Annotated in this window: 19 protein-coding genes; 6 read left to right on the top strand and 13 right to left on the bottom strand. The window is 72.8% G+C overall.

All coding sequences use genetic code 11. From position 1 onward, the window contains the following. Positions 1-12 precede the first annotated feature (12 nt). On the bottom strand, positions 13-1,227 hold the full coding sequence (locus AB0J10_RS07760; protein WP_363058864.1) for a hypothetical protein: 1,215 nt from the start codon (positions 1,225-1,227) through the stop codon (positions 13-15). Positions 1,228-1,377: 150 nt separating this feature from the next. On the opposite strand from AB0J10_RS07760, the gene AB0J10_RS07755 reads away from it, so the two are divergent. The 4 genes from AB0J10_RS07755 to AB0J10_RS07740 all read left to right on the top strand — a co-directional run bounded on the left by AB0J10_RS07755 (position 1,378) and on the right by AB0J10_RS07740 (position 4,571). Further along, complete coding sequence (locus tag AB0J10_RS07755; RefSeq protein ID WP_363058862.1) at positions 1,378-2,367, top strand: metal ABC transporter substrate-binding protein; 990 nt, start codon at positions 1,378-1,380, stop codon at positions 2,365-2,367. A gap of 50 nt (positions 2,368-2,417) precedes the next feature. Continuing rightward, the gene (locus AB0J10_RS07750; protein ID WP_363058860.1) at positions 2,418-3,188 is read left to right on the top strand and encodes a metal ABC transporter ATP-binding protein; all 771 of its coding nucleotides are present in this window, start codon (positions 2,418-2,420) and stop codon (positions 3,186-3,188) included. Then, positions 3,185-4,096, top strand: coding sequence for a metal ABC transporter permease (locus tag AB0J10_RS07745; RefSeq protein ID WP_363058858.1), 912 nt, complete (start codon positions 3,185-3,187; stop codon positions 4,094-4,096). The genes AB0J10_RS07750 and AB0J10_RS07745 overlap by 4 nt, the downstream gene beginning before the upstream one ends. 64 nt (positions 4,097-4,160) lie before the next feature. Further along, positions 4,161-4,571 (top strand): transcriptional repressor, encoded by a 411-nt coding sequence (locus tag AB0J10_RS07740; protein WP_363058856.1) that lies wholly within the window; start codon positions 4,161-4,163, stop codon positions 4,569-4,571. Positions 4,572-4,783: 212 nt separating this feature from the next. Here the strand turns inward: AB0J10_RS07740 and AB0J10_RS07735 are convergent, their stop codons facing one another. The 9 genes from AB0J10_RS07735 to leuA all read right to left on the bottom strand — a co-directional run bounded on the left by AB0J10_RS07735 (position 4,784) and on the right by leuA (position 16,734). Next, a complete protein-coding gene (locus AB0J10_RS07735) occupies positions 4,784-5,623 on the bottom strand; it encodes an isoprenyl transferase (protein ID WP_363058854.1) in 840 nt (279 codons plus the stop codon). 11 nt (positions 5,624-5,634) lie between these two features. Then, positions 5,635-6,396 (bottom strand): DNA repair protein RecO, encoded by a 762-nt coding sequence (gene recO / locus AB0J10_RS07730; RefSeq protein WP_138055314.1) that lies wholly within the window; start codon positions 6,394-6,396, stop codon positions 5,635-5,637. Positions 6,397-6,486: 90 nt separating this feature from the next. Further along, entirely contained in the window at positions 6,487-6,819 is a 333-nt protein-coding gene (locus AB0J10_RS07725; protein WP_363058851.1) for a metalloregulator ArsR/SmtB family transcription factor, read from the bottom strand. Between the two features lie 147 nt (positions 6,820-6,966). After that, entirely contained in the window at positions 6,967-7,341 is a 375-nt protein-coding gene (locus tag AB0J10_RS07720; protein WP_269730475.1) for a hypothetical protein, read from the bottom strand. A 603-nt stretch (positions 7,342-7,944) separates the two neighbouring features. Next, complete coding sequence (locus AB0J10_RS07715) at positions 7,945-9,375, bottom strand: hypothetical protein (RefSeq protein ID WP_363058849.1); 1,431 nt, start codon at positions 9,373-9,375, stop codon at positions 7,945-7,947. Positions 9,376-9,622: 247 nt separating this feature from the next. After that, positions 9,623-11,875 (bottom strand): tetratricopeptide repeat protein, encoded by a 2,253-nt coding sequence (locus tag AB0J10_RS07710; RefSeq protein WP_363058847.1) that lies wholly within the window; start codon positions 11,873-11,875, stop codon positions 9,623-9,625. 164 nt (positions 11,876-12,039) lie between these two features. Beyond that, complete coding sequence (gene bla, locus AB0J10_RS07705; protein WP_363058845.1) at positions 12,040-13,014, bottom strand: class A beta-lactamase; 975 nt, start codon at positions 13,012-13,014, stop codon at positions 12,040-12,042. Positions 13,015-14,092: 1,078 nt separating this feature from the next. After that, entirely contained in the window at positions 14,093-14,812 is a 720-nt protein-coding gene (locus AB0J10_RS07700; RefSeq protein ID WP_363058843.1) for a TerB family tellurite resistance protein, read from the bottom strand. Positions 14,813-14,970: 158 nt separating this feature from the next. Beyond that, positions 14,971-16,734: a 2-isopropylmalate synthase gene (gene leuA / locus AB0J10_RS07695; RefSeq protein WP_363058841.1), complete on the bottom strand. Its 1,764-nt coding sequence runs from the start codon at positions 16,732-16,734 to the stop codon at positions 14,971-14,973. 321 nt (positions 16,735-17,055) lie between these two features. Between leuA and AB0J10_RS07690 the strand changes: the two genes are divergently transcribed. Both AB0J10_RS07690 and AB0J10_RS07685 read left to right on the top strand, forming a co-directional pair. Then, positions 17,056-18,108, top strand: a complete 1,053-nt coding sequence (locus AB0J10_RS07690) for a M4 family metallopeptidase (protein ID WP_363058839.1) — start codon at positions 17,056-17,058, stop codon at positions 18,106-18,108. Between the two features lie 25 nt (positions 18,109-18,133). Next, positions 18,134-18,400: a protealysin inhibitor emfourin gene (locus tag AB0J10_RS07685; RefSeq protein ID WP_363058837.1), complete on the top strand. Its 267-nt coding sequence runs from the start codon at positions 18,134-18,136 to the stop codon at positions 18,398-18,400. A 197-nt stretch (positions 18,401-18,597) separates the two neighbouring features. On the opposite strand, the gene era is transcribed toward AB0J10_RS07685, so the two are convergent. The 3 genes from era to AB0J10_RS07670 all read right to left on the bottom strand — a co-directional run bounded on the left by era (position 18,598) and on the right by AB0J10_RS07670 (position 22,207). Then, entirely contained in the window at positions 18,598-19,545 is a 948-nt protein-coding gene (era, locus tag AB0J10_RS07680) for a GTPase Era (RefSeq protein ID WP_363058835.1), read from the bottom strand. A 279-nt stretch (positions 19,546-19,824) separates the two neighbouring features. After that, a complete protein-coding gene (locus AB0J10_RS07675) occupies positions 19,825-20,808 on the bottom strand; it encodes a DUF916 domain-containing protein (protein ID WP_363058833.1) in 984 nt (327 codons plus the stop codon). Positions 20,809-20,869: 61 nt separating this feature from the next. Next, complete coding sequence (locus tag AB0J10_RS07670) at positions 20,870-22,207, bottom strand: beta-xylosidase (RefSeq protein WP_363058831.1); 1,338 nt, start codon at positions 22,205-22,207, stop codon at positions 20,870-20,872. Positions 22,208-22,484: the final 277 nt, after the last annotated feature.

Raw genomic sequence — 22,484 nt, 5'->3', positions numbered from 1 at the left:
CCACCCCCCAGGTCATCCGTTCGACAGGGGGCAACAGTCATGCCGGGCCCGGAGGCCAGCGGCCCTCTTGCAGGACCGCGAAGAAGATAACGGGGTGAGGGGGGTTGCGGGGGTGGGGGCGGTGTGGCGGGGCATGCCGAGCAGGGCTGTGGCGGGGTAGTCGGCGAGGGTGGCGCGGACGGTGTCGGGGGTGAGGGTGTGGAGGAAGGTCCGTAGGGAGTGGATGTCGAGGTGGTCGTGTCCGGCGGTGTGGTCGTCGGCGGTGAAGTCGACGAGGGCGCGGGTGGAGGCGGGGTTGTCGAGGTCTTCGAGGCCGGTGGTGCGGTAGGTGTCGATCTCCTGGGAGGTGGGGCCGTGCTGGGAGAGGGTGCGCAGGGTGGTGTCGAGGGTGGTGGCGGCTGTGGTGGCGCCGCGTTCGTCGGTGGTGGCGGTGATGAGGGCGATGGTGCGGCCGTCTCCGGTGAGGTCGGTGCGGACGCCGAGGTCGCCGAGGCTGCCGTCGCCGGTGTGTTGTTCTCGTGCGATGCGGTCGAGGGCGATCGTGAGGGCGGGGCGGTGGTGTGTGGTGGGCATGACGAAGGAGAGGGAGAGGGTGTGGCCCGCTTCGTGGGAGTGTTCGAACCATTGGCCGCCGATGGAGGGGGCGTGCTGCTGGGGCGGGCGGGTGTGGCGGGGGCCGTCCGGGAGGGGCAGGTGGAGGTTCCGGGGCGGGGGGCCGGTGAGGGAGAGGGCGGCGTTGCCGCGGACGAAGTGGCGGGCGGCCCAGGCGCGTATGTCGTCGGGGGTGTACTGGGCGAGGTGGGGCCGGTCGAATGCCGTTCTGCCGTAGCCGCGGAAGCCGTGGCGGATGTGGTGGTGTTCGGCGGCGGGGTGGGGGGCGGCGCAGTCGAGGGCGGCTTGGAGGCGGCGGGCGACGCGGGGCAGGGCGTCGAGGGGTGGGTCGGCGAGGGTGCGGCACACGCTGGTGAGGAGGGCGGCGACGCGGTCGGGTTCGCCTTCGGCCCAGAAGGCGGTGTCGGTGAGTTCGACGGCGGAGCCCCACTGGAGGCGTGGTGCGGTGTCGGGTGAGGTGAGGGCGTCGACGACGAGGCCGTGGACGAGTTCGGTGAGGCCGCGTCGCGGGAGGGGTTCGTCGGCGTGGCCGGTGTGGAAGGTGATGCGACCCGCGAAGGGGGGCGGTCCTTGGGCCCAGAAGGCGGCTGTGCCGTCGATCTCGGTGCGTTGCATGGCGGCACTGTACGGGGGGTGATCGTCGGGTGGCGGGCTGGTGGCGTGGGTGAGGCGGCGCGGGTGGGGGCGGGGGTGTTCTTGATCGTCGGTGATCGGTAGCGATGATTCAATTGACAATCGTTTCCACATTTGTTGAAAATGACTGTCATGAACGTACGCCGCCTGATACCCACCACCGCCCTCGCGGGAGCGACCGCGCTGGGCCTCGTCACACTCTCGGCCTGCTCGGGTGCGTCCTCGGCCGGAGGCGACAGGGCCGACGGCAAGCTGGACGTGGTGGCGTCGTTCTACCCGATGCAGTATCTGGCCGAGGAGATCGGCGGTGACCACGTGGAGGTCACGACGCTGACGAAGCCGGGTGTGGAGCCGCATGACCTGGAGCTGAAGCCCAGGCAGGTGTCGGAGCTCCGGCAGGCCGACTACGTCCTCTATCTGAAGGGCGTGCAGCCCGCCGTCGACGAGGCGATCGCGCAGTCCGGCGTCGAGCACACGGTGGACGCCACGACCCTGACCGAGCTCGAGGACCACGGCACCGAGGTCGGTCACGACCACGGTCACGAGGGCGAGGAGCACGGGGACGAGGAGCCCGCGGGCGAGGAGCACGGCGCCGGTGCCGGTGCCGATCCTCACGTCTGGCTGGACCCGGTGAAGTACGCCGAGGTCGCCGAGGGCGTCGGGGACTCCCTGGCGAAGGCCGACCCCGCGCATGCCGCGGACTACCGGAAGAACACCGAGACGCTGGTCGGCAAGTTGAAGGCGCTGGACGCGAAGTTCACCGACGGCCTGAGGAACAGCACCACCAGGACCTTCATCACCACTCATTCCGCCTTCGGCTACCTCGCCGAACGGTACGGGCTGGATCAGCACGGCATCGCCGGGCTCGACCCGGAGTCGGAGCCGAGCCCGGCCCGGATCAGGGAGCTCCAGTCGGTCGCGAAGCAGGAGAAGGTGTCCACGGTCTTCTTCGAGACGCTGGCCAGTGACCGCACGGCGAAGACGCTGGCGAAGGACTCGGGGCTGCGGACGGACGTCCTGGACCCGCTGGAGGGCATCACGGACAGGTCCGAGGGCGACGACTACCTGTCGGTGATGGAGTCCAACCTCGCCGCGCTGCAGCAGGCGCTCGGCGCGAAGTGACACTCGTTTCACCGGCCGTTTCGGCCGGATCAGCATCGGAGGTGAAGCCCATGGAGCCCGTCGCAGAGCCCGTCATATCCGTCCGCGGGGCCCGGGCCACGCTGGGTTCGCGTCCCGTGCTGCGCGGCGTCGACCTCACCGTGGAGCGCGGTGAGGTCGTGGCGCTGCTCGGCGCGAACGGCTCCGGGAAGTCGACGGCCGTGCGGTCGGTGATCGGCCAGGTGCCGCTCACCGGTGGTTCGGTGTCGTTGTTCGGTACGGAGCTGCGCCGTTTCCGTGCGTGGTCGCGGGTGGGTTACGTACCGCAGCGCACGACCGCGGTGAGCGGGGTACCGGCGACGGTCCGTGAGGTGGTGGCGTCGGGGCGGCTGTCGCGTACGAGGCTGGGGTGGCCGTCGAAGGGCGACCGTGCGGCGGTGCGGCGGGCGATCGAGCTGGTCGGGCTCGCCGACCGGTCGAGGGATTCGGTGAGCGCGCTGTCCGGCGGGCAGCACCAGCGGGTGCTGATCGCCCGTGCGCTGGCCGCGGAGCCGGAGCTGCTCATCATGGACGAGCCGATGGCGGGTGTGGACCTGGCCAGTCAGGAGGTCCTCGCCGGAACGCTGCGGGAGCAGGTGGCGGCGGGGACGACGGTGCTGCTGGTGCTGCACGAGCTGGGCCCGCTGGAGCCGCTGATCGACCGGGCGGTGGTGCTGCGGGACGGCTGCGTCGTCCATGACGGACCGCCTCCGCGTGCCGTGGGCCAGCATGCGCTGCCCGGTCACGACCACGTTCATCCGCATGCGGCCGACGAGCCGCTCCGCACGGGACTGCTGAGTTGATCATGGAATTTCTCCAGGACCCCTTCATGCAGCGGGCGCTGCTGGCCGCCGTGCTGGTGGGCGTCACGGCTCCGGCCGTGGGCATTCATCTGGTGCAGCGCCGGCAGGCGCTGATGGGCGACGGCATCGGCCATGTGGCGTTGACCGGTGTCGGTCTCGGTTTTCTGCTGTCCACGAACCCGGTGTGGATGGCGGCGCTGGTCGCGGTGGCCGGGTCGGTGGCGATGGAGCTGATCCGGGCGTACGGGCGCACGCGTGGTGACATCGCGCTGGCGATGCTGTTCTACGGCGGTATGGCGGGCGGCGTGATGCTGATGAATCTCAGCGGCACCGGGTCGAACGCCAATCTCACGTCGTATCTGTTCGGTTCGCTGTCCACCGTCTCGGACGAGGACGTCGTCGCGATCTGTCTGCTGGCGGGCTTCGTGCTGCTGGTGACGGTTGGGCTGCGGCGGCAGCTGTTCGCGATCAGCCAGGACGAGGAGTTCGCGCGGGTCACGGGGCTGCCGGTGCGGGCGCTGAATCTGCTGGTGGCGGTGACGGCCGCGGTGACGGTGACGGTCGCGATGCGGGTGGTCGGGCTGCTGCTGGTGAGCGCGCTGATGGTGGTGCCGGTGGCGGCGGCGCAGCAGGTCACGCGTTCGTTCGCGGTGACGTTCGTGGTGGCGGTGGCGATCGGGGTGGCGGTGACGCTGGCCGGTACGGTCACCACGTACTACCGGGACGTGCCGCCGGGTGCGACGATCGTGCTGCTGGCGATCGCGGTGTTCGTGCTGTTCACGGTACTGGCGAAGCCGCTGGCGCGGCGGCGGTCGCGGGCGGTCGAGGCGTTGGCCGGGGTCGCGGGGGCGGAGTGCGACGTGGACGTTCCGGCGACCCGCCGCCCGGCGGGTGACGCCGCGGTCTGACCGGTGCCCGTGCCGGGCCTGGCAGAATGGCCGTCGAGGAGCGGCGGAACGTAAGGAGGCACCTGTGGCGACGGCTGGACCCCCCGTGCGCGGCCGGTCGACCCGTCAGCGGGCCGCGGTGGCGGCGGCGCTGGACGAGGTGGACGAGTTCCGCAGTGCGCAGGAGCTGCACGACATGCTCAAGCACCGCGGCGATTCGGTCGGCCTGACGACGGTCTACCGGACGCTGCAGTCGCTCGCCGAGGCCGGTGAGGTCGATGTGCTGCGCACGAGCGACGGCGAGTCGGTGTACCGGCGTTGTGAGTCGGGCGAGCACCACCATCATCTGGTGTGCCGGGTGTGCGGCAAGGCGGTCGAGGTCGAGGGCCCTGCTGTGGAGCAGTGGGCGGAGACGATCGCGGCGCAGCACGGCTATGTGAACGTGGCGCACACGGTCGAGGTATTCGGTACATGTGCGGAGTGCGCGAAGAAGTGATCCCGTCCGCGTCCCCGTGACCGCGGGGTGCGGTGGGGTGGGTGGAGGGCCCGCACCGGCTGCTCGGGTTACGGGAGCCGGTGCGGGCCCTTCGGCCGTGGGGCCGGCCGGGGCGGCTTCTTCCTCGTTGTGCTCTCGGCCGTACGGTCCCGGCCGGACGTCCGCCCCGTACGGCTGTGGCCGTGTGTGTTTCCTCGTGGGGTGTGTGCCGGTTACGCCTTGTCGAGTTCCTTCTCGATGCGGGCGAGTTCCTCGTTCGGGACGGCGCCGCCGAAGCGGCGGTCGCGCTGGGCGTACTCCAGGCAGGCCCGCCACAGGTCGCGGCGGTCGAAGTCGGGCCAGAGCACGTCCTGGAAGACCATCTCGGCGTAACTGCTCTGCCAGATGAGGTAGTTGGAGGTGCGCTGCTCGCCGCTGGGGCGCAGGAAGAGGTCGACGTCCGGCATGTCCGGGTAGTACAGGTACTTCTGGAACGTCTTCTCGTTGACCTTGGCGGGGTCCAGCCGGCCGGCGGCGACATCCTCGGCGATCTTCTTCGCGGCGTCGGCGATCTCGGCGCGCCCGCCGTAGTTGACGCAGAAGTACAGCGTCATGGCGTCGTTGCCCTTGGTCTGTTCCTGGGCCACCTGGAGTTCCTGGACGACGGACTTCCACATCTTGGGCATTCGGCCGACCCAGCGGATGCGGATGCCGAGTTCGTCCATCTCGTCGCGGCGGCGGCGGATCACGTCCCGGTTGAAGTTCATCAGGAAGCGCACCTCCTCCGGGGAGCGCTTCCAGTTCTCGGTGGAGAAGGCGTACAGGGAGAGGTTCCTGACGCCCATCTCCAGGCAGCCCTTGAGCACGTCGAGGACGACGCCCTCGCCGACCTTGTGTCCCTCGGTGCGCGGCAGTCCGCGTTCCTTGGCCCAGCGCCCGTTGCCGTCCATGACGACGGCGACGTGGTCCGGCACGAGCTCGCCGGGGATCCTCGGCGGTTGCGCTCCGGACGGGTGCGGCTCGGGGACCTTGTACTCGCGGCGGGAACGTCCCAGGATTCCGCGTCGTGCCATGGGGGTCACACTCACTTCTTCTCGACGTGCTTCTCTACGTACCGCAGCGAGCGCAGGCCGCGCTCCAGGTGCCAGTGCAGATAGGCGGACACCAGTCCGCTGCCCTCCCTGACGTGGCGTTCCTCGCACGCCCGTGCCGTGTCCCAGTCTCCGGTCAGCAGCGCGCTGAGCAGGCCGATCGCCTCAGCAGAGGGTACGACGCTGCCGGGGACACGGCAGTCGGCGCAGATGACGCCGCCGGCGGCGACGGAGAAGAACCGGTTCGGCCCGGGCATGCCGCATTTCGCGCAGTCGGAGAACGACGGCGCGTAGCCGTTGACGGCGAGGGAGCGCAGCAGGAACGCGTCGAGGACGAGGTGCGGCGGGTGCTCGCCGCGGGCGAGGGTGCGGAGTCCGCCGACGAGCAGCAGGTACTGCTGGACGGACGGTTCGCCCTCGTGGTCGGTGAACCGTTCCGCGGTCTCCAGCATGGCGGTGCCGGAGGTGTAGCGGGCGTAGTCGGTGACGATGCCGCTGCCGTAGGGGGCAATCGTCTCGCTCTGGGTGCACAGCGGAAGGCCGCGGCCGACGAGGTCGCCGCCGCGGGCGAAGAACTGCACGTCGACGTGTGAGAACGGTTCGAGGCGGGCGCCGAACTTCGATTTGGTGCGGCGTACTCCGCGGGCGACGGCCCGGACGCGTCCGTGTCCGCGGGTGAGGATCGTGATGATGCGGTCCGCTTCACCCAGCTTCTGGGTGCGCAGCACGATGCCGTCGTCGCGGAACAGGGTCATGGGGCCATTCTCTCGCACCGGCCGGGCGGCTCCGGGGCGGGTTCGGTCGGTCCGTCCCGGGGGCGTGCCGGGGGCGGTCCCGGGGACGTCTCACACGTCGGCCTGGCGGAGTTCCTGGAGGAGTTCGTTCTGTCCGACGAGGAGTTCGGTGAGGATGCGGCGGGCGGCGCGGAGCAGTTCCGCGACGTCGCCGCCGGCGAGGGCGTAGCTGACGGTGGAGCCGTCGCGGATCGACACGACGATGCCGGAGCGGCGCAGCACGGCCAGTTGCTGGGAGAGGTTGGACGGTTCGATCTCGATCGCGGTGAGCAGGTCGCGCACCGGTACCGGACCGTTCTGCAGGAGCTCCAGCACCCGGATGCGGACGGGGTGCCCGAGCATGCGGAAGAACTCCGCCTTGGCCTGGTACAGCGGTACCTGCATGTGATCGCTCCCGGTGACTCGACGACTACGGTCCGATCCTCCCCTCTCCGGCTGCCCGCCTCCCAGGGGGTTGATCCCATCGGGATCTGGCGAATTGAAGAAATTTTCAATTCATGGGCAGCCGGAGACGAGGGGACCGTCACGGCACTAGAGCTCGAGATCCACCTCGATGCGCCGCAGCTGGTGGCGGGCCATGGCCAGGTTGGCGTTGCCCTTGTCGAGGACGAGGTAGAGGAAGAGGCCGTTGCCTCCGCGGCCCTTGAGCAGCCGGATCAGGTGGTACTGGGTGCCGAGGGTGATCAGGATGTCGTCGATGTCGTCGGTGAGCCCGAGGTGCTCCATGGTGCGGGTCTTGGCGCGGATCACGTCCGTGTTGCCGGCCGCCGCCACCGCCAGGTCGAGGTCCTTGCCGCCGCCCAGGGTGCCCAGAGCCATCCCGCTGGTGTAGTCCACGAGCGCCACCCCCAGCGCCCCCTCTATCGACGTCATGGACTCTTTCAGGGAGGTCTCCACATTGGCCATCGCTGCGCTCACTCCTCATCAGTGCGTGCTGTCGGATGCCGGCTCGGGCGCGAACGGACTGATCGCACGGCCGACATGTGACGAGGAGGCTACCCACCGTGAAGGGACCGTGGAGGAGTATCGGCGGAATATGCCAACAGCAGGCCGGAAACGGACCCTTGTCCGTAGGATGCGCGCGGCGGATGCCCGGGCGCGCGGGCTACGGCACCTCGCCACGGCTGCGGGCGTTCGCGTAGGCGGTCGCGGGGTCGCGGCACCGAGGCGTCCGGCGGCGGTGGCGGTGCGCGGGTCGTCGGGGGCGCAGACCCGTTCGCGTCCACCGCCGACCGGTCCGTGGCGGACGGTGCGGTCCCGTGCGGTCCCGTGCGGCCGAGGATCCGCCCGCCGCCGGTGCTCGTGTCGACGCCGTCCGCGCCCACGGGCGGCGGCGACCATCGGCCCGTCTCCCTCCGCCGGCGCCGCCGCGGCCGTCGGCCGTGCGGTCCCCGAGTGGATACCGGGTCCGGGGTGCGGTCCGAAGCGGACGGCCGTACTCGGCGGCGTTCGGGGCGGCGGGCGGCCGGTCCCGGGCCGGTCGGCCCGGGACCGTGGATCCGGTGCGGGTCAGGCCGCGAGGGCGCCCCTGCCGCTCGCGAGCGGCCATTCGCGGTGGAGGCTGCCCAGCGGGATCCGGTGCTGGAGGACGGGCGTGCCGAACACCGCCAGCTGGAGCTGGAGGTGTCCGCTCAGGCCGAAGCCGCCGTGCAGCGCCCATGTGCCGGTGAGCGACGCGGCGCCGTCCGTGGCGGCGTCGGCGCGGGCCTGGGCCTCGGCGCGCAGATAGGGCGCGAAGTCGGCGGTGAGGCCGACCATGCCGTACAGACCGACGGACGCCTCGGCGCCGAGGGCCGCCCTGGCCTGGCCCGCGGCGGTGACGGTGGTGCGGACCGGGGTGCTCCTGACGTCGGAGGCGCTGACCGGGGTCCAGCCGTTCCCGGGGGCGTAGCTGCCTCCGACGCGGAAGTCGCCGCGTACGTCCTGCTGTACGTCGAGGGTGATGCGGCCGTCGGCCTCGACCTGGAGGTAGCAGGTGAGGTCGAGGTTGACGACCACGGGGACGGGGCCGACCTGGATCACGGGGTCGGCGTGGAGCTTGGCGAACGGGATGCGCTGGGTGGCCTTGGCCGAGGCGCGGCCCCTGACTGCCCACCGGGCGGTCCAGTCGCCGGTCATGCCGAGGAACGCGGAGCCGGGCCCGGGGCGTCCGGCCTGGCCGTTGGCGCTGCCGTCGTAGGAGAACTCGACCTGGGGGGAGAGCTGCACGAAGCCGGAGAGGGAGGCGGCGGCGGCTGGGGCGTCGTCCGCGGTGGCCAGGGCCGCGCCGACGTCGAGGCGCAGGCTGCCGAGGGGCAGCTTGCTGCCGCTGGGGCCGAAGGTGGCGCCTCCGGTGCGCGCCCAGGAGACCTTGACGCCCTCGACGAGTGGCTCGACGTCGACGGTGGAGGGGTCGACGGGGACCTGCCCGTCGGCCTTGTCGTCGGCGAGGAGGGTGCTGAGGGTGGTGGGTGCGGTGCGGACCTCGGTGCCCCGGTCGGTGGTGCCGAGGACCTCGGTGACCTCGGCGAGGAGACCGTCGGGGGCGCCGGGTGCGGGGGCGCTGGCGATGACGTCGCCGGTCTTGACGGGGGTGTCCGCGGCGGGGCCGGTGGTGGGGGCGGTCGGGCTGCCGGAGCCTGGCGGGTTCGGTTCGGCGGGCGGGGCGGCGATGACGGCGCGCCGGGTGCGTTTGTCGTAGGCGGCGACCTTCAGCGCGCTCTTGGCGGCGGTGGTGGTTCCCTTGGTGGTGCGGCGGGCGACGGCGGTCGGGGCGGTCTCGCCGCGGGGGGTGGCTTCGACGTCGAGCTGCTCGGTTCCGTCGGCCGCCGCGGCGGACGCGTCGGGGGTGGGCCCGGTTCCGGGACGGTCTGAGCTGTCGGGGGCGGCCGAGCATCCGCTCGCGGCGAGCGCGAGGGCGGTCAGCGCGGGGACCAGGAGTCTCCTGGTGGCATGGCGCACGGGGGTGTCCTCCGGCGGGGGAACGTGAGGGGGGTGGTTGCCGAGACCCGCACTTACCGGCGAGTAACAGCGGGGGAATCATGGCATGCACACGCGCCGCCCGCACAATCCCGGTGCGCCCAACACCCGTACGGCGAAGGGTGGTTGTGCTTTGACAGGGCCCGCGAGGCGGCGGGCGGCGGCCCGACTGACCCCGCCTGCCGGTCCTGCGTCCCGTCGCTCCCGCGCGGGGCCCCGACCACCGCGCTCAGCCACCAAGTTTGCGGCGCACCTCGGCCTCACGGACCCGGTCGCCCAGCAGCCGGTGGACGGCGGCGGCCCTGCGGTACTGCTCCTCCGCGCCGAACTGGTCACCCCGCACGAGCAGGTTGTCGCCCACCGCCTCCGCGGCCGCCGCCACCCCCGCGCCGAGGCCCGCGCGTTCGAAGGCGGCGAGCGCTGCGCGGTGCAGCTCCACGCCCTCGCCGTAGGAGCCGCGCCGCTCCTCCAGACGCCCCAGCTCGCAGAGGGTCCAGCCCTCCCCCGTCACGAGGCCGTCGCGGCGGTAGAGGGCGAGGGCGGACCGCAGATGGCGCTCGGCGGGCACGAAACCGCCGGCCTGGGCGTAGGCCGTGCCGAGATGGCGCCGGACGTCGGCGGGGCCGGCCGTGTCACCGATGTGCCGGGCGAGCACGGGCAGCGCGCGCTCCAGGCAGTCGATCGCCTCGTCGGGACGGCGCCGGTCCAGGTGCAGGACGCCGAGGCCGTGCAGGACCTCCGCCTCGCCCACGGTGTCGTTCGCCGTCCGGCAGCCCTCCAGCGCGAACCGCAGCTCCCGCAGGGCCTCCTCGTACCGGCCGGCGCCCCGCAGGACGGAGCCCAGCAGCCTTCGGGTGGTGGTCTGTTCGGCGCGGGCGGCGGCATGCCGCTGGAGGGCGACGGCCATGCCCAGATGGTCCACGGCCCGGTCGAGCCGCCCTTCGTGCGCGTACGCGGAGCCGAGGCCGCGCATGGCGTGCGCCGTCCAGCCCTGTTCGCCGGAGCGGCGTGCCACGTCGAGGACGGCGGTCCACATGGCGACGCGTGGGGACTGCCCGGGCCGCCCCTCCAGCCAGGGATCGGCGGCGAGGGCGAGCGCGTGGGCGTGGGCGTGCAGTCCCTCGCGCACGGCGGTGCGGACGAGACGGGGCACGGCGTGCTGTTCCGTGGCACCCCATGCCCCGCCGCCATGGGCGGAGGCGTCCTCGGTGTAGGCGGTGAGGATCCGTTCGAGGACCGCGCGGCGGTCGTCGGGTGCCGTCTCCTGGTCGAGGCGTTCGGCGGCGAGCAGACGGACCAGGTCGTGCAGCCCGTAGGCGTCGGGGCCCGCCGGCCGGGCTAGTTGGGCGTCGGCGAGCCGGTCGAGGCCGCCTCGGGCCGTTACGGGGTCGTCGGCCGCCGCGGCGGCGGCGATCCGTACGGTCACCCGGGCCGCGGGGCAGGCGCCGAGGACGCGCAGCAGTGCACGGTCGTCGGCGCCGAGTGCGGCGTAGGCGGCTTCGAAGGCCGCGCGGACCGCGAGGTCGTCCATGCGCAGATGGTGGAGACGGTCGCGCTCGGCGGCGAGACGGCCCGCGAGAACCGGTATCCGCCCGGTGGGACGGGAGCGCTGCCCGCCGGCCGCGACACGGACGGCGAGCGGCAGCAGTTCGCAGGAGTGGACGGCGGACCGCGCGTGGTCGGGCTCGGCCGTGGTGTGCCCGGGCCCGGCGACGGCCGAGAGAAGGGCGAGGGCGTCGGGCTCGGTGAGCGGGCCGAGGGCGACGGGCGCGGCCTCGGGCAGGTCCCGGAGCGCGTCGCGGCTGGTGATCAGGGTCAGGCAGTGCTCGCCGGCCGGCAGCAGCGCGCGGACCTGTGCGGCGTCCACCGCGTCGTCGAGGAGCAGCAGGATCCGCCGGCCGGCGGTGCGGCCGCGGAAACGGGCGGCCAGGGCGGCGCCCGTGCCCGACCGCTCCTCGGCCGGGGCCCCGAGGGCGGCGAGCAGTTCGGACAGTACTGCGGAGGGGGCGGACGGTTCGCCGCGGCCGCCGCCGAGGTCGGCGTACAGCCGTCCGTCGGGGAAGAGCGGCAGAAGTTCGTGGGCGAGCCGGACGGCGAGCGCCGACTTGCCGGTGCCCGGCGCGCCGGTCACGGCGATGGCGCGGTGGCCGACGCGGACCATGCGCAGCACCGTCTCCGTCTCGACGGCCCGTCCGGTGAAGTGGTCGGCTGCGGCGGGCAGTTCCGCCGGGTCCGGCGGGACGGGGGCGGGGGGCGGCGGTACGGCGACGGTTCGCCCTGTGCGTGCGCGACGGACGACGGTGTACGCGGCGCCCGCCGCCACGGCGGCGGCGAGCGGCCAGAGGAGCGGGGCGAACGGGACGAGTGGGGCGAGGGCCGGGGGGAGGGTGCCGCAGGCCGCGGTGTGCAGGGCGAGCGCAAGCGGCACCGACAGCAGTGCCGAGCCCGTGACCAGCACGGCAGTCGCATGAGTGCGCAGCACGGTCCCCCCGTCCCGGTCCCGGTTGCCCGTCCCGTCCTGTCCTGTCCGGCGCCCTGGTCCGTGCCCACGCCGTACGTTCGTCACATTCTGGCCCCCTCCGCTTCCGATGCGCCCGATCGGGAGGGGGATTTCGGGAACGGCTGCGTGGGTACGCCCCCGGGGGCTCAGCCGAGCGCGTCGGCGAGCAGTTCCGCGGTCCGTGCGACGAGCCGGTTGTCCACGGCGTCGTCGGGGTGCTGCCGGGTCGTCAGGACGGCCAGGACGACGGGGGTCCCGTCGGGGGTCCAGGCGACGCCGACGTCGTTGTTGGTGCCGTACTCGCCGCCGCCGGTCTTGTCCGCCAGGGTCCAGTCGTCGGGCAGTCCGGCGCGGAAGCGTTCCGTGCTGGTGGTGTTCTTCAGCAGCCAGCCGGTGAGCCGCTGCCTGTCCGGGCGGGAGAGCGCGTCGCCGAGGACGAGCCGGGTGTAGGTCCGTGCGATGTGGCGCGGGTCGGTGGTGTCCTCGACTCGCCAGGGCTCGGCCGAGTTCAGGTGGGGCTCCCACCGGTCGAGCCGGGTGACGCCGTCGCCGACGGAGCGGCAGAAGCGGGTGACGGCGGTGGGGCCGCCGAGCCGGCGCAGCAGGAGGTTGGCCGCGGCGTTGTCGCTGTGGCGGATGGCGGCGTCGCAGAGCTCGGCCACGGTCATGCCGTGGGCGAGGTTCTCCTCCCGGCCGGTGATGACGGCGTAGCCCGACTCCTCGGTGTCCTTCTGGGTGTAGCGGATGCGCTCGGCGAGGAACTCGCCCTTGCGGTCGAGGTCCCTGAGGACGGCCGCGACGGCGAGGGTCTTGAACACCGAGCACATGGGGAAGAGTTCGCCGGCGCGGTGGGCGACGGTCCGGCCCGTCCTCATGTTCCGGGCGAAGACACCGAGCCGGGCGCTGTGCGTCCGTTCGAGCTCGCTCAGGCTGCGGGAGATCCCGTCCGGCCGGGGTGTGCCACGCGGGGCGGCGCCGCGCGGGCCGCCACCGGCGGGCGGGTCGCCGCGGTGCCGCTCCGGGGTCGCCGCCGCGCTCGACGGCAGCCCCGCGGCCAGTGCGGCCCCCGCGCCGGCGGCCAGCAGTGTGCGACGGGTCCGGTGTGCTCGTGACGATTCCAAGGCCGTGCTTCCCTTCCTCTGTGGTGCCCCGGCCCGGGTACGGCCGCGGCGTGTTCGCGGTACGTGTGCGGCAGCGGCGTGTTCGTCGTCCGTGGCGTCCTGGCGGGTCCGGCGCCTCCGCCTGCTCCGGGGCCCGCGCCGTCCGTGTGCGAGCGTGTCCCGCGCTGCGCGTTCCGGTGAGCGTGTACCCGCCCCGCCCATGTGTGCACGAGCGTGCGTCCGCCCGCGCCGAGCGTGGTCGTGGGAGCGTGGGCCTTCCGTGGTCGCGTCCGTCCGGTCCCGCCGGTGCCCGCGGGTACTCCGCCGGACCTGCCGGTGCCCGCTCCGCCCGTCGCCACCGTGCCCCCGACGGTCGTGTCCCCGACCGTGCCCCGGGCGTCTCCGTCCGCCCTCGCTCCGCGGTGTCCCGCCTGCTGCGCCGGTGGTCCTCCCGCCACGGCGATCACTGTTCAGGATGACGGAACGGCCCGATCGGTTCCGGGGCCCGCCGGCTCGCGGGTCGGCCACCGGGCACCTCCCGGCCGGACTCGCAGGCGACGATGACGAGTCGGGGCCGGTCCCGGCCGCGGAGCCGCCCTGTGATCCGGCCGATGTGCGTCTTCGCCGCGAGTGGGCCGGGCCCGGGGTCCCGTCGAGCCTGGCGTCGTCGGTGCCCGCGTTCTCGCCGCGGCCGGGCGACGGCCGGTTCCGTGGTTCCGTGGTGGTCGTGTCCCCGTCTCGGGCCTCCCTCCGGTGAGGTGGTCGGGACGGATCCGGACTCGCGGCGGGAGGAGGGCGGGACGTCGGAGTGGAGATCGTGCAGGGCGCCACTGTCCGGGTGGACTCCGGCGGCGGCTCTCCCCGGGTGTCGGTGGAGCCTCGACGTGGAGGCCGCCGCCGCGCGAGTCCGTCCGGCGCCCGTCAGGCGCGCGAGGCGCGCCAAGAGCACCCGGGGGGCGCGGCGGGTGACGCGCACGCCGCCGCACCACGGCGCGCGGCGGTCTCGGGGAGCGGCGCGCCCCGGGCCGGCTGCGGCTCGCGGCATCGGCATCGGCATCGGCTTCGCACCGTCCGCGGGGCGCCCGCCCTGCCGCTCCGCCTACGGGGACGGGGTGCGTGCCGCGGCGAGCAGACGTGCCGTGTCGTCGGCGCACAGTTGCAGTGCGTTCCCCACCGTGGTCAGCACATCGCGTTCCGCCGGGATGTAAGGCCCGTCGGCGAGGGCGATGCCGGCGCCCTGCAGCAGGATCGATTCGCGCCCGGCCGGGGCGAGATGCGGGGTGAGCGGTTCCAGCGCCTCGTGGAGTTCGATGGCGAGGGCGGCTCCGCAGGGTCCGGCGTCGGTGAGGAAGCGCCCGGTGTCGGCGGCGAGTGCCTCCACCATGGCCGTCAGCTGGTCCTCGGTGCAGTCGCTGATCCCGGCGGCGCGGACGGTGGCGACCGCGGTCCGGCGGACCGTGCGGGAGGAGGTGCCGCCGGCGGCGAGGACGGCGAGCGCGACCGTGTGCACGCCGTCGCGGAGCATCGCGGAGAAGCGGCCCGTGGTGGGGTGGTCCAGCGCCTCGGTGCCGAAGTGGCCGTGGCAGGCTGCGCATTCGACGACCGGTCCGGCCTGGCCGCGCGGGAGGACGGGGACGCCGAGGACGGTGAGGCGGCGGCGGCCGGTACGGCGGCGGTAGTTGCGGTCGCCTCCGCAGTCGGGGCAGAAGAACTCGCCGTCGCCGACGGTGCTCCACGACGTGCGTACCCCGAAGACACGAAGACCACGGCGACCGTGGATGTGCGGTTTTCGGCCGCTCTGTCCGCGGGTTGGCAGCACGTCGCACCTCCGTGACCCTTCGGCAACATTGCCGCTTTGACGTGATGTTAGCCACACGGCGGAGGCCGCGTCAGTACCCGGGCGTCACATCGCCCGGACATGGCCGAACCCCGCCCCTGTGCCGGGGCGGGGTCCGTGGCCGCGGGTGGTGGCGGGCGTCAGCGGGAGGCGCGGTTGACGGCCGACACGACCGCCTTCAGCGAGGCGCGGGTGGTGTTGGCGTCGATGCCGATGCCCCACAGGACCTTTCCGTCGATGGCGCATTCGATGTAGGAGGCGGCCTGCGCGGACGCGCCCTCGCTCATCGTGTGCTCCTGGTAGTCCAGGACGCGCGCGTCGACGCCGATGCCGTTCAGGGCGTCGACGAACGCGGAGATGGGGCCGTTGCCGCTGCCGGTCAGCACGGTGTCGGCGCCGTCCACGACCGCCTCCACCGTCAGGGTGTCGGTGCCGTCGGTGTCCGAGGTGGACTGGCCGGAACGCAGCTGGACGCGGCCCCACGGGTCGACGGGGTTGGGCAGGTACTCGTCCTGGAAGACGGACCAGATCTCCTTCGGCGTGACCTCGCCGCCCTCGGCGTCGGTCTTGGCCTGAATGATGCGGGAGAACTCGATCTGCATCCGGCGCGGCAGGTCCAGCTTGTGGTCGTTCTTCAGGACGTAGGCGATACCGCCCTTGCCGGACTGGGAGTTGACGCGGATGACCGCCTCGTAGGAGCGGCCCACGTCCTTCGGGTCGATGGGCAGGTACGGGACGGCCCACTCGATGTCGTCGGTCGTCACGCCGCGGGCGGCCGCGTCGGCCTCCATGGCGTCGAAGCCCTTCTTGATGGCGTCCTGATGGGAGCCGGAGAAGGCGGTGTAGACGAGGTCGCCCGCGTAGGGGTGGCGCGGGTGGATCTGCATCTGGTTGCAGTACTCGCTGGTGCGGCGGATCTCGTCGATCTGCGAGAAGTCGATCTGCGGGTCGACGCCCTGGGAGAACAGGTTCATGCCCAGCGTGACCAGGTCGACGTTGCCGGTTCGCTCGCCCTGGCCGAACAGGCAGCCCTCGATACGGTCGGCGCCCGCCATGATCGCCAGCTCGGCGGCGGCCACGGCGGTGCCGCGGTCGTTGTGCGGGTGCACGGACAGGCAGACGTGCTCGCGGCGGGTCAGGTGGCGGGACATCCACTCGAAGCGGTCCGCGTGGGTGGAGGGCGTCGAACGCTCCACGGTGGCGGGCAGGTTCAGGATGATCTCGCGGCCGGGGCCGGGCTGCCAGACGTCGCAGACCGCCTCGCAGACCTCCAGGGCGAAGTCGAGTTCGGTGTCGGTGAAGATCTCCGGGCTGTACTGGTAGCCGAAGACGGTCTCGTCGCCCAGCAGCTTCTCGGCGTACTCCATCACCAGCCGGGTGCCGTCGACGGCGATCTGCTTGACGTCGTCCCTCGAGCCGCGGAAGACGACTCGGCGGAACGTCGGCGCCGTCGCGTTGTACAGGTGGACGGTGGCACGCCCGGCGCCGACGATCGACTCGACGGTGCGCTCGATCAGGTCCTCGCGGGCCTGGGTCAGTACGGAGATCGTCACGTCGTCCGGGATCGCGCCCTCTTCGATGATCGAGCGCACGAAGGCGAAGTCCGTCTCGCCGGACGAGGGGAAGCCGACCTCGATCTCCTTGTAGCCGAGGCGGACCAGCAGGTCGAACATCTCGCGCTTGCGGGCCGGCGACATCGGGTCGATCAGCGCCTGGTTGCCGTCCCGCAGGTCGGTGGACAGCCAGCGCGGGGCCTTGGTGATCCGCTTCTCGGGCCAGGTGCGGTCCGGGATGTCCACGGCCTCGTACCGGCCGTACTTGTGGATCGGCATACCGGACGGCTTCTGGGTGTGCGTGGTGTTGGTGATCGGCGTGGGGCGGCCGTTCCACTGCGACTGTGACATTGCGTCGGGCTCCTCGGGGTCCTGCGGGCTGGGGTCCTCCCACGCCCTGGGGCGGTGGGGGAGGCCGACTGTCAACGCAGCACCAGACTCCGCGGGGAGGGGGTCGGCCTACGACTACAGGCCCTCGCCGCGGCGGCTAAGAAGAAGCAGCCCGAAACGCATGATGTGGACGAGCCTAGCCGAGCTTCGGCGCGGGCGCCGGTCCCGTTTCAGTATGCGGGACGACCGATCAGTAACGGTCAAATGTGACAGATCACTCCATTTCACTAATCGTCGTCGCATCCAGTGACAGCCCGAGGACGTAGTGCCACATTGCCAGACATGGACTCCTTCACGCCTGTCTTCTGCGGCATCGTGCCGCCGCATCTGCTCGACAAGCTGGCGCGTGCCGGTGATCCGGCCGTCGCCGCCGCGGCCCGCCGCACCCTCGTCGCGGACGCCGCGCACCGCACGGGCCGCCGGCTGACCACCCTCACCGGCGCCCCGGCCCCGTCCCAGGAGGTCGTCCCCGGCCCACAGCGCACCCTCCACGACGCCGGGAACGGGACTTCGCTGCCCGGCACGAAGGTGCGCTCCGAGGGCGAGGAGCCCGTCCAGGACGCCACCGTCAATCGCGCCTACGCCGGCCTCGGCGCGACGTTCGACCTGCTTCTGACGGCCTACGGACACGACTCGATCGACGGCGCGGGCCTGCCGCTCGACGCGACCGTCCACTACGACGAGAAGTACGGCAACGCCTTCTGGAACGGTGAGCGGATGGTGTTCGGCGACGGTGACGGCGAGATCTTCCTCGACTTCACCGGTCCGGTCGACGTCATCGCCCACGAACTGGCGCACGGCTTCACCCAGTACTCGGCGAACTTCACCTACTTCGGCCAGCCCGGCGCGCTGAACGAGTCGGTGTCGGACGTCCTCGGCTCCCTGGTGAAGCAGCGCATGCTCGACCAGAGCGCGGACCGGGCCGACTGGCTCATCGGTGCCGGGCTGCTCGCGCCGCGGGTCAGCGGGGTGGCGCTGCGGTCGATGAAGGCGCCGGGCACGGCGTACGACGACGACGTGCTCGGCAAGGACCCCCAGCCGGCGACGATGGCCGACTACGTCCGCACGGGACGGGACAACGGGGGCGTCCACATCAACTCGGGCATCCCCAACCACGCCTTCTACCTGCTCGCGACCCAGCTGGGCGGCAAGGCGTGGGAGCGGGCCGGGCAGATCTGGTACGACACGATGACCTCGGGGAGGCTGCGGGTCGACGCGTCGTTCGCCGAGTTCGCCCGGGAGACGGTCGAGGCCGCCACCGCGCGCTACGGCAGGGGCGAGGAGCGCGAGGCCGTGGTGAAGGCGTGGTCCCGGGTCGGTGTGCCTGCCAACTGACCGGGATCCGTACTAGACAGGAGCCATGCGCATCCACGTACGACGCACGGGCGGGTTCGCCGGCATCGAGCGGGTCTCCGAGGTCGACACCGCCGGGCGGCCCGACGCCCAGGAGTGGCAGGCCCTGGCCGAGCAGGCGATGGGCGACGGCAGGGACACCCCGCCGGTGGGGGTACCGGACGGCTTCCAGTACCAGCTCACGGTGGACGGGACCACGGTGTACTGCGCGGACCCCAGGCTGACCGAGGCCCAGCGGAAGCTGATCACCCGGGTGCTGAAGGAAGGCTCCTGAGGCCCAGGCCCGCGCCTGGTACGTGCCTCGCCACGCGCCCCGGGCAGGTGCCGGGCCTGGCCCGCGTGCTCCCGGCGGCCGGCGCGGGCGGGCCGCCGTGCGGCCGGGACGGCGGCCGGCGCGCGGGACGGTGCGGCCGTGGCAGCGCGGCGCCGGACCGGAAGGGGGTCCGGAGTCGACCGGATCGGCCGGGGCCGTCAGAAGCCCAGCCTGCGCAGCTGCTTCGGGTCCCGCTGCCAGTCCTTGGCGACCTTCACGTGCAGATCGAGGAAGACGGGGGTGCCGAGCAGCGCCTCGATGTGCTTGCGGGACTTGGTGCCGACCTCCTTCAGGCGGCTGCCCTTGGGGCCGATGATGATGCCCTTCTGGCTGGGGCGCTCGATGTAGACGTTGGCGTGGATGTCGAGGAGCGGCCGGTCCGCCGGGCGTCCCTCGCGCGGCAGCATCTCCTCGACCACGACGGCGATCGAGTGGGGCAGCTCGTCCCGCACCCCCTCCAGGGCCGCCTCGCGGATCAGCTCGGCGACCATGACCTGCTCCGGCTCGTCCGTGAGGTCGCCCTCCGGGTAGAGCGGGGGGCTCTCCGGGAGCAGCGGGACGAGGAGGTCCCCGAGGAGGGTGACCTGCTTGTCACCGACGGCCGACACCGGGACGATCTCCGCCCACTCGATGCCGAGCTCGCTGCCGAGGCGGTCGACGGCGAGGAGCTGCTCGGCCAGGGTCTTGGAGTCGACCAGGTCGGTCTTGGTCACGATCGCGACCTTGGGGGTCTTCCTGATCCCGGCCAGTTCCTTGGCGATGAAGCGGTCGCCGGGGCCGAGCTTCTGGTCGGCCGGGAGGCAGAAGCCGATCACGTCGACCTCGGCCCAGGTGGTGCGTACGACGTCGTTGAGCCGCTCGCCGAGCAGGGTGCGCGGCTTGTGCAGGCCGGGGGTGTCCACGAGCACGAGCTGGGCGTTCAGATCGGGTCGGTGGACGATTCCACGGACGGTGTGGCGGGTGGTCTGCGGCCGGTTGGAGGTGATGGCCACCTTCTGGCCCACCAGAGCGTTCGTGAGGGTGGACTTGCCCGCGTTGGGGCGGCCGACGAAGCAGGCGAAGCCGGCGCGGTGCGGGGCCTCGGACCGGGGGGTGTGAACGCTCATGCGGGCCATTCTCCCCGATCCTCGGGGCGGTCACGTACCACGTGCCGGCGGGGCTGGACCGGGCGCCGGGCGCCGCATCGGGTCCGGGGCCCGTTGCGGCGGACCCGCGACTGACCCGTCCGGGCCGGGTGGGCGCCCGCCCGAAGGTCCCGCGGGTGGGGGCCGCCGCCGGGCGGGGCGCGGCCTCCTGGGGGGCGCGCTCCCGGCACGGGCGACGTGCCGGCCGGACGGGAGCGGCGCCGGCGTGAGGGGGCCGGTGTACGCGTCCGGGTGGGCGGCTCAGCTTCCGCGTACCGTCCGGCGTCGCGCCCGGAACCACACCAGCGCCCCGGCACCGGCCGCGAAGAGGACGGCCACGAACAGCCAGGGGACGGCGAGGAAGGACACCGCTGCGGATCCGCGGGCGTCGCGTGCGCTCGCCGTGAGGGTCACCTCGCCCCAGTCGAGCTGCGGGGCCCCGGTCCAGCTCGCGGTGAGCCGGATCCGCTGCCGGGGCAGCAGTTCGCCGGGGACACCGCCCAGGTCCCGGGCGAGGAGGGTGCGGCCGAAGAGGCCCTCGGCGCGGAGGGCGACCTTGGGGTCGAGGGTGACGTTGCCGCGGTTGTGCAGGGTGTACGAGACCAGGGCACTGCTGCCGCCGGTGCCCGGCACGAGGGGTTTGTCCGGCGTGTAGCGGACGTCCTCGACGGAGAGCGCGGGCATGGCCGGGCCGTTCACCCGAAGGTACACACGGGCGCCGACCGCCCGCTGGATGCCGACGGCCACCGCTGCCCCCGGCCCGGCGGCGACGCGTTCGTCGAGGGCGACCAGCGCGCCGGGATGGTCGCCGGGCTCCGCGTCGTCGGGGACCGTGAGGGTGTACGGGACGGTGACGGCCGAGCGGGCGGGCACGGTCACCCGCGTCAGGTCCGGCTTCGTCCAGGCACCGACGCCGCGCTGCCTCTCCTGGCGGGTGCGCACGGCGAAACCGCCGTCCCGCTCGGTGTTGTAGGCGTCCGCCCCGTACAGCAGGAACGCCAGCGGGGCGGCGGTCTTGTTGGTCACGGTGACGCTGTCGGTGAGCGTCGTGCCGGGGTCGGCGGAGAGGTAGAAGTACGGTCTCCGGCCCGGGCCGGAGGCCGTGGGCTCGACGGACCACTCGCCGTTGTCGGCTGCGTGCGCGGGCGGGACGGACCACAGCAGTGCCGCCAGCGCGAGGAGAGGAACGAGGAACGTCGCGAGAGGTGCGGGCAGCGGCGGGAGGGGTGCGGGCAGTCTTCGCACGGGTGCGGATCCCCCGGGTCGGGGCGGGCCGACCGGGTGCGCGCCCGGCCCGCCGTGGGTGTCAGGTGAGGGTGAGGGTCAGCACACCGGAGTAGGCGCCGGGTGCGGTGAACGCCGGTACGTCCAGCGTCACCTTCGCGCCCGCGGTGAACTCGCCGCCGGTGAGTGCCCCGTCGGGGGTGGACGCCAGGGTGGCGCCGGCGGTGCCGACGGCGCCTGCGGAGCCCGCCGCGCAGGTGCTGGGGCTGCCGGCCTTGGTGGTGCAGGCAGGGGTCCAGCTCAGCCGGCCGGCGTCGATCTTCCCGCCGGGACCGGTGAAGTCGGTGACCTTGCCGGTCAGGGACCAGCCCGCGGGGCCGCCGCGGAAGTCCTTGACGGTCACCGCGTGGAGGTCGCCGGTGGCGGCGCCGCCCTTGCCGAAGTCGACGGAGGTCAGCTGGACGGCGTCACCGGCTTGGGTCATGGACAGGGTGCCGGCCGCGACGGCCGTGGTGAGCTTCTGGCTGTTCGCGGGTACGGGGGTGTCGTCGACGACGGTGTACGCCGCGGGGCCGGCGCCCTTGTCGTCGCTCCAGGCGGTGCCCTCGTAGGCGACGACTCCGGTGGTGGCCTTGTCGGCGACCGTGAGCCGGGCGGTGAACGTGCCCGCCGCGCTCGCCTTCACGGTCACCTTGTCCGCGGTCTCGGCCGCGCCGGCGCGGCCGGCGACGGTGACGTCCGCGAGGGGGGTGAACTTCGCACCGGTGACGGTCACCTGGTCCCCCGGTTTGCCGGAGGCCGTGCCGAGTTGGACGGACCGTTCGTTGGCGCCGGGCTGTTCGGTGGCGACGATCGTCCGCGAGACGGGCGCGGGCGGGTTCGTCACCGTGCAGGGGGTGTCCAGCTCCATGATGTAGCTGGTGTGGATGTTGTAGTCGCCCGGCGAGAGGGTGATGGAGCCGGGCGCGGTGACCGTGAAGGTGCCGGTCATGGAGAACGCCGGGAACGGTGCCTTGCCGGGGACGGGCGGGTTCTTCTTCGGCCCGGCGACGGTGACGCTGCCGGGCTGTGCTCCCCCGAGGGTCACCTTGCCGGTCGGGGTCATGATGTCGGCGGGCAGCGCCAGGTCGACGGGGTTGCCGGCGGCGGGTTTGGTGACCGTGTAGGTGACGGTGACCGTGTCGCCCACCTTGGGTGCGGCGTTGTCGACGGTGATCTCGGCGCTGGTCGTGCCGTCGATGGGCGGGATGCCGGAGATCGGCGGTGGTACGCAGTGGGTCGGGAAGTCGACCGCCTGGGCCGTCGCGACCCGGGCCGCGGCGGAGGGCGCGAGGAACCCGCCGCCGGTGGCCACGAGCGCGCTCACCCCCAGTAGCGCCGCCCAGCGGCGTCTTCGTGGTGTGGATGGCAGGGACGCCATGCGCTTCCCCCTTCACTCGGCCTTCACTTCGGTGGCCGTCATTGACGGGGTGGGGGAGGGAGAAGTCAATGGAATCGAAAAGCACCGTCTGATGACCCATCAGATCATGTCAAGATCGAGGGCGTTCCCGACTCAAGATCGGCCTTTTCGCAGGTGGTCCCGGCTGACCGTGATGCGGTGCGGTACCGGCCGGCCGGTACCGCACCCGGCCCGGCCGACGAGGGTGCGGCCGAAGGCGGTCGCACGAGGAACGGCGCGCGAGCGGGCCACGGCGGAC

It is taken from the genome of Streptomyces sp. NPDC049887 (assembly GCF_040656535.1).
In the GTDB taxonomy this organism is placed as follows: Bacteria; Actinomycetota; Actinomycetes; order Streptomycetales; family Streptomycetaceae; genus Streptomyces.
The sequence above is the reverse complement of the archived record's forward strand: the minus strand, read 5'-3'. Positions and strand labels throughout refer to the sequence as shown.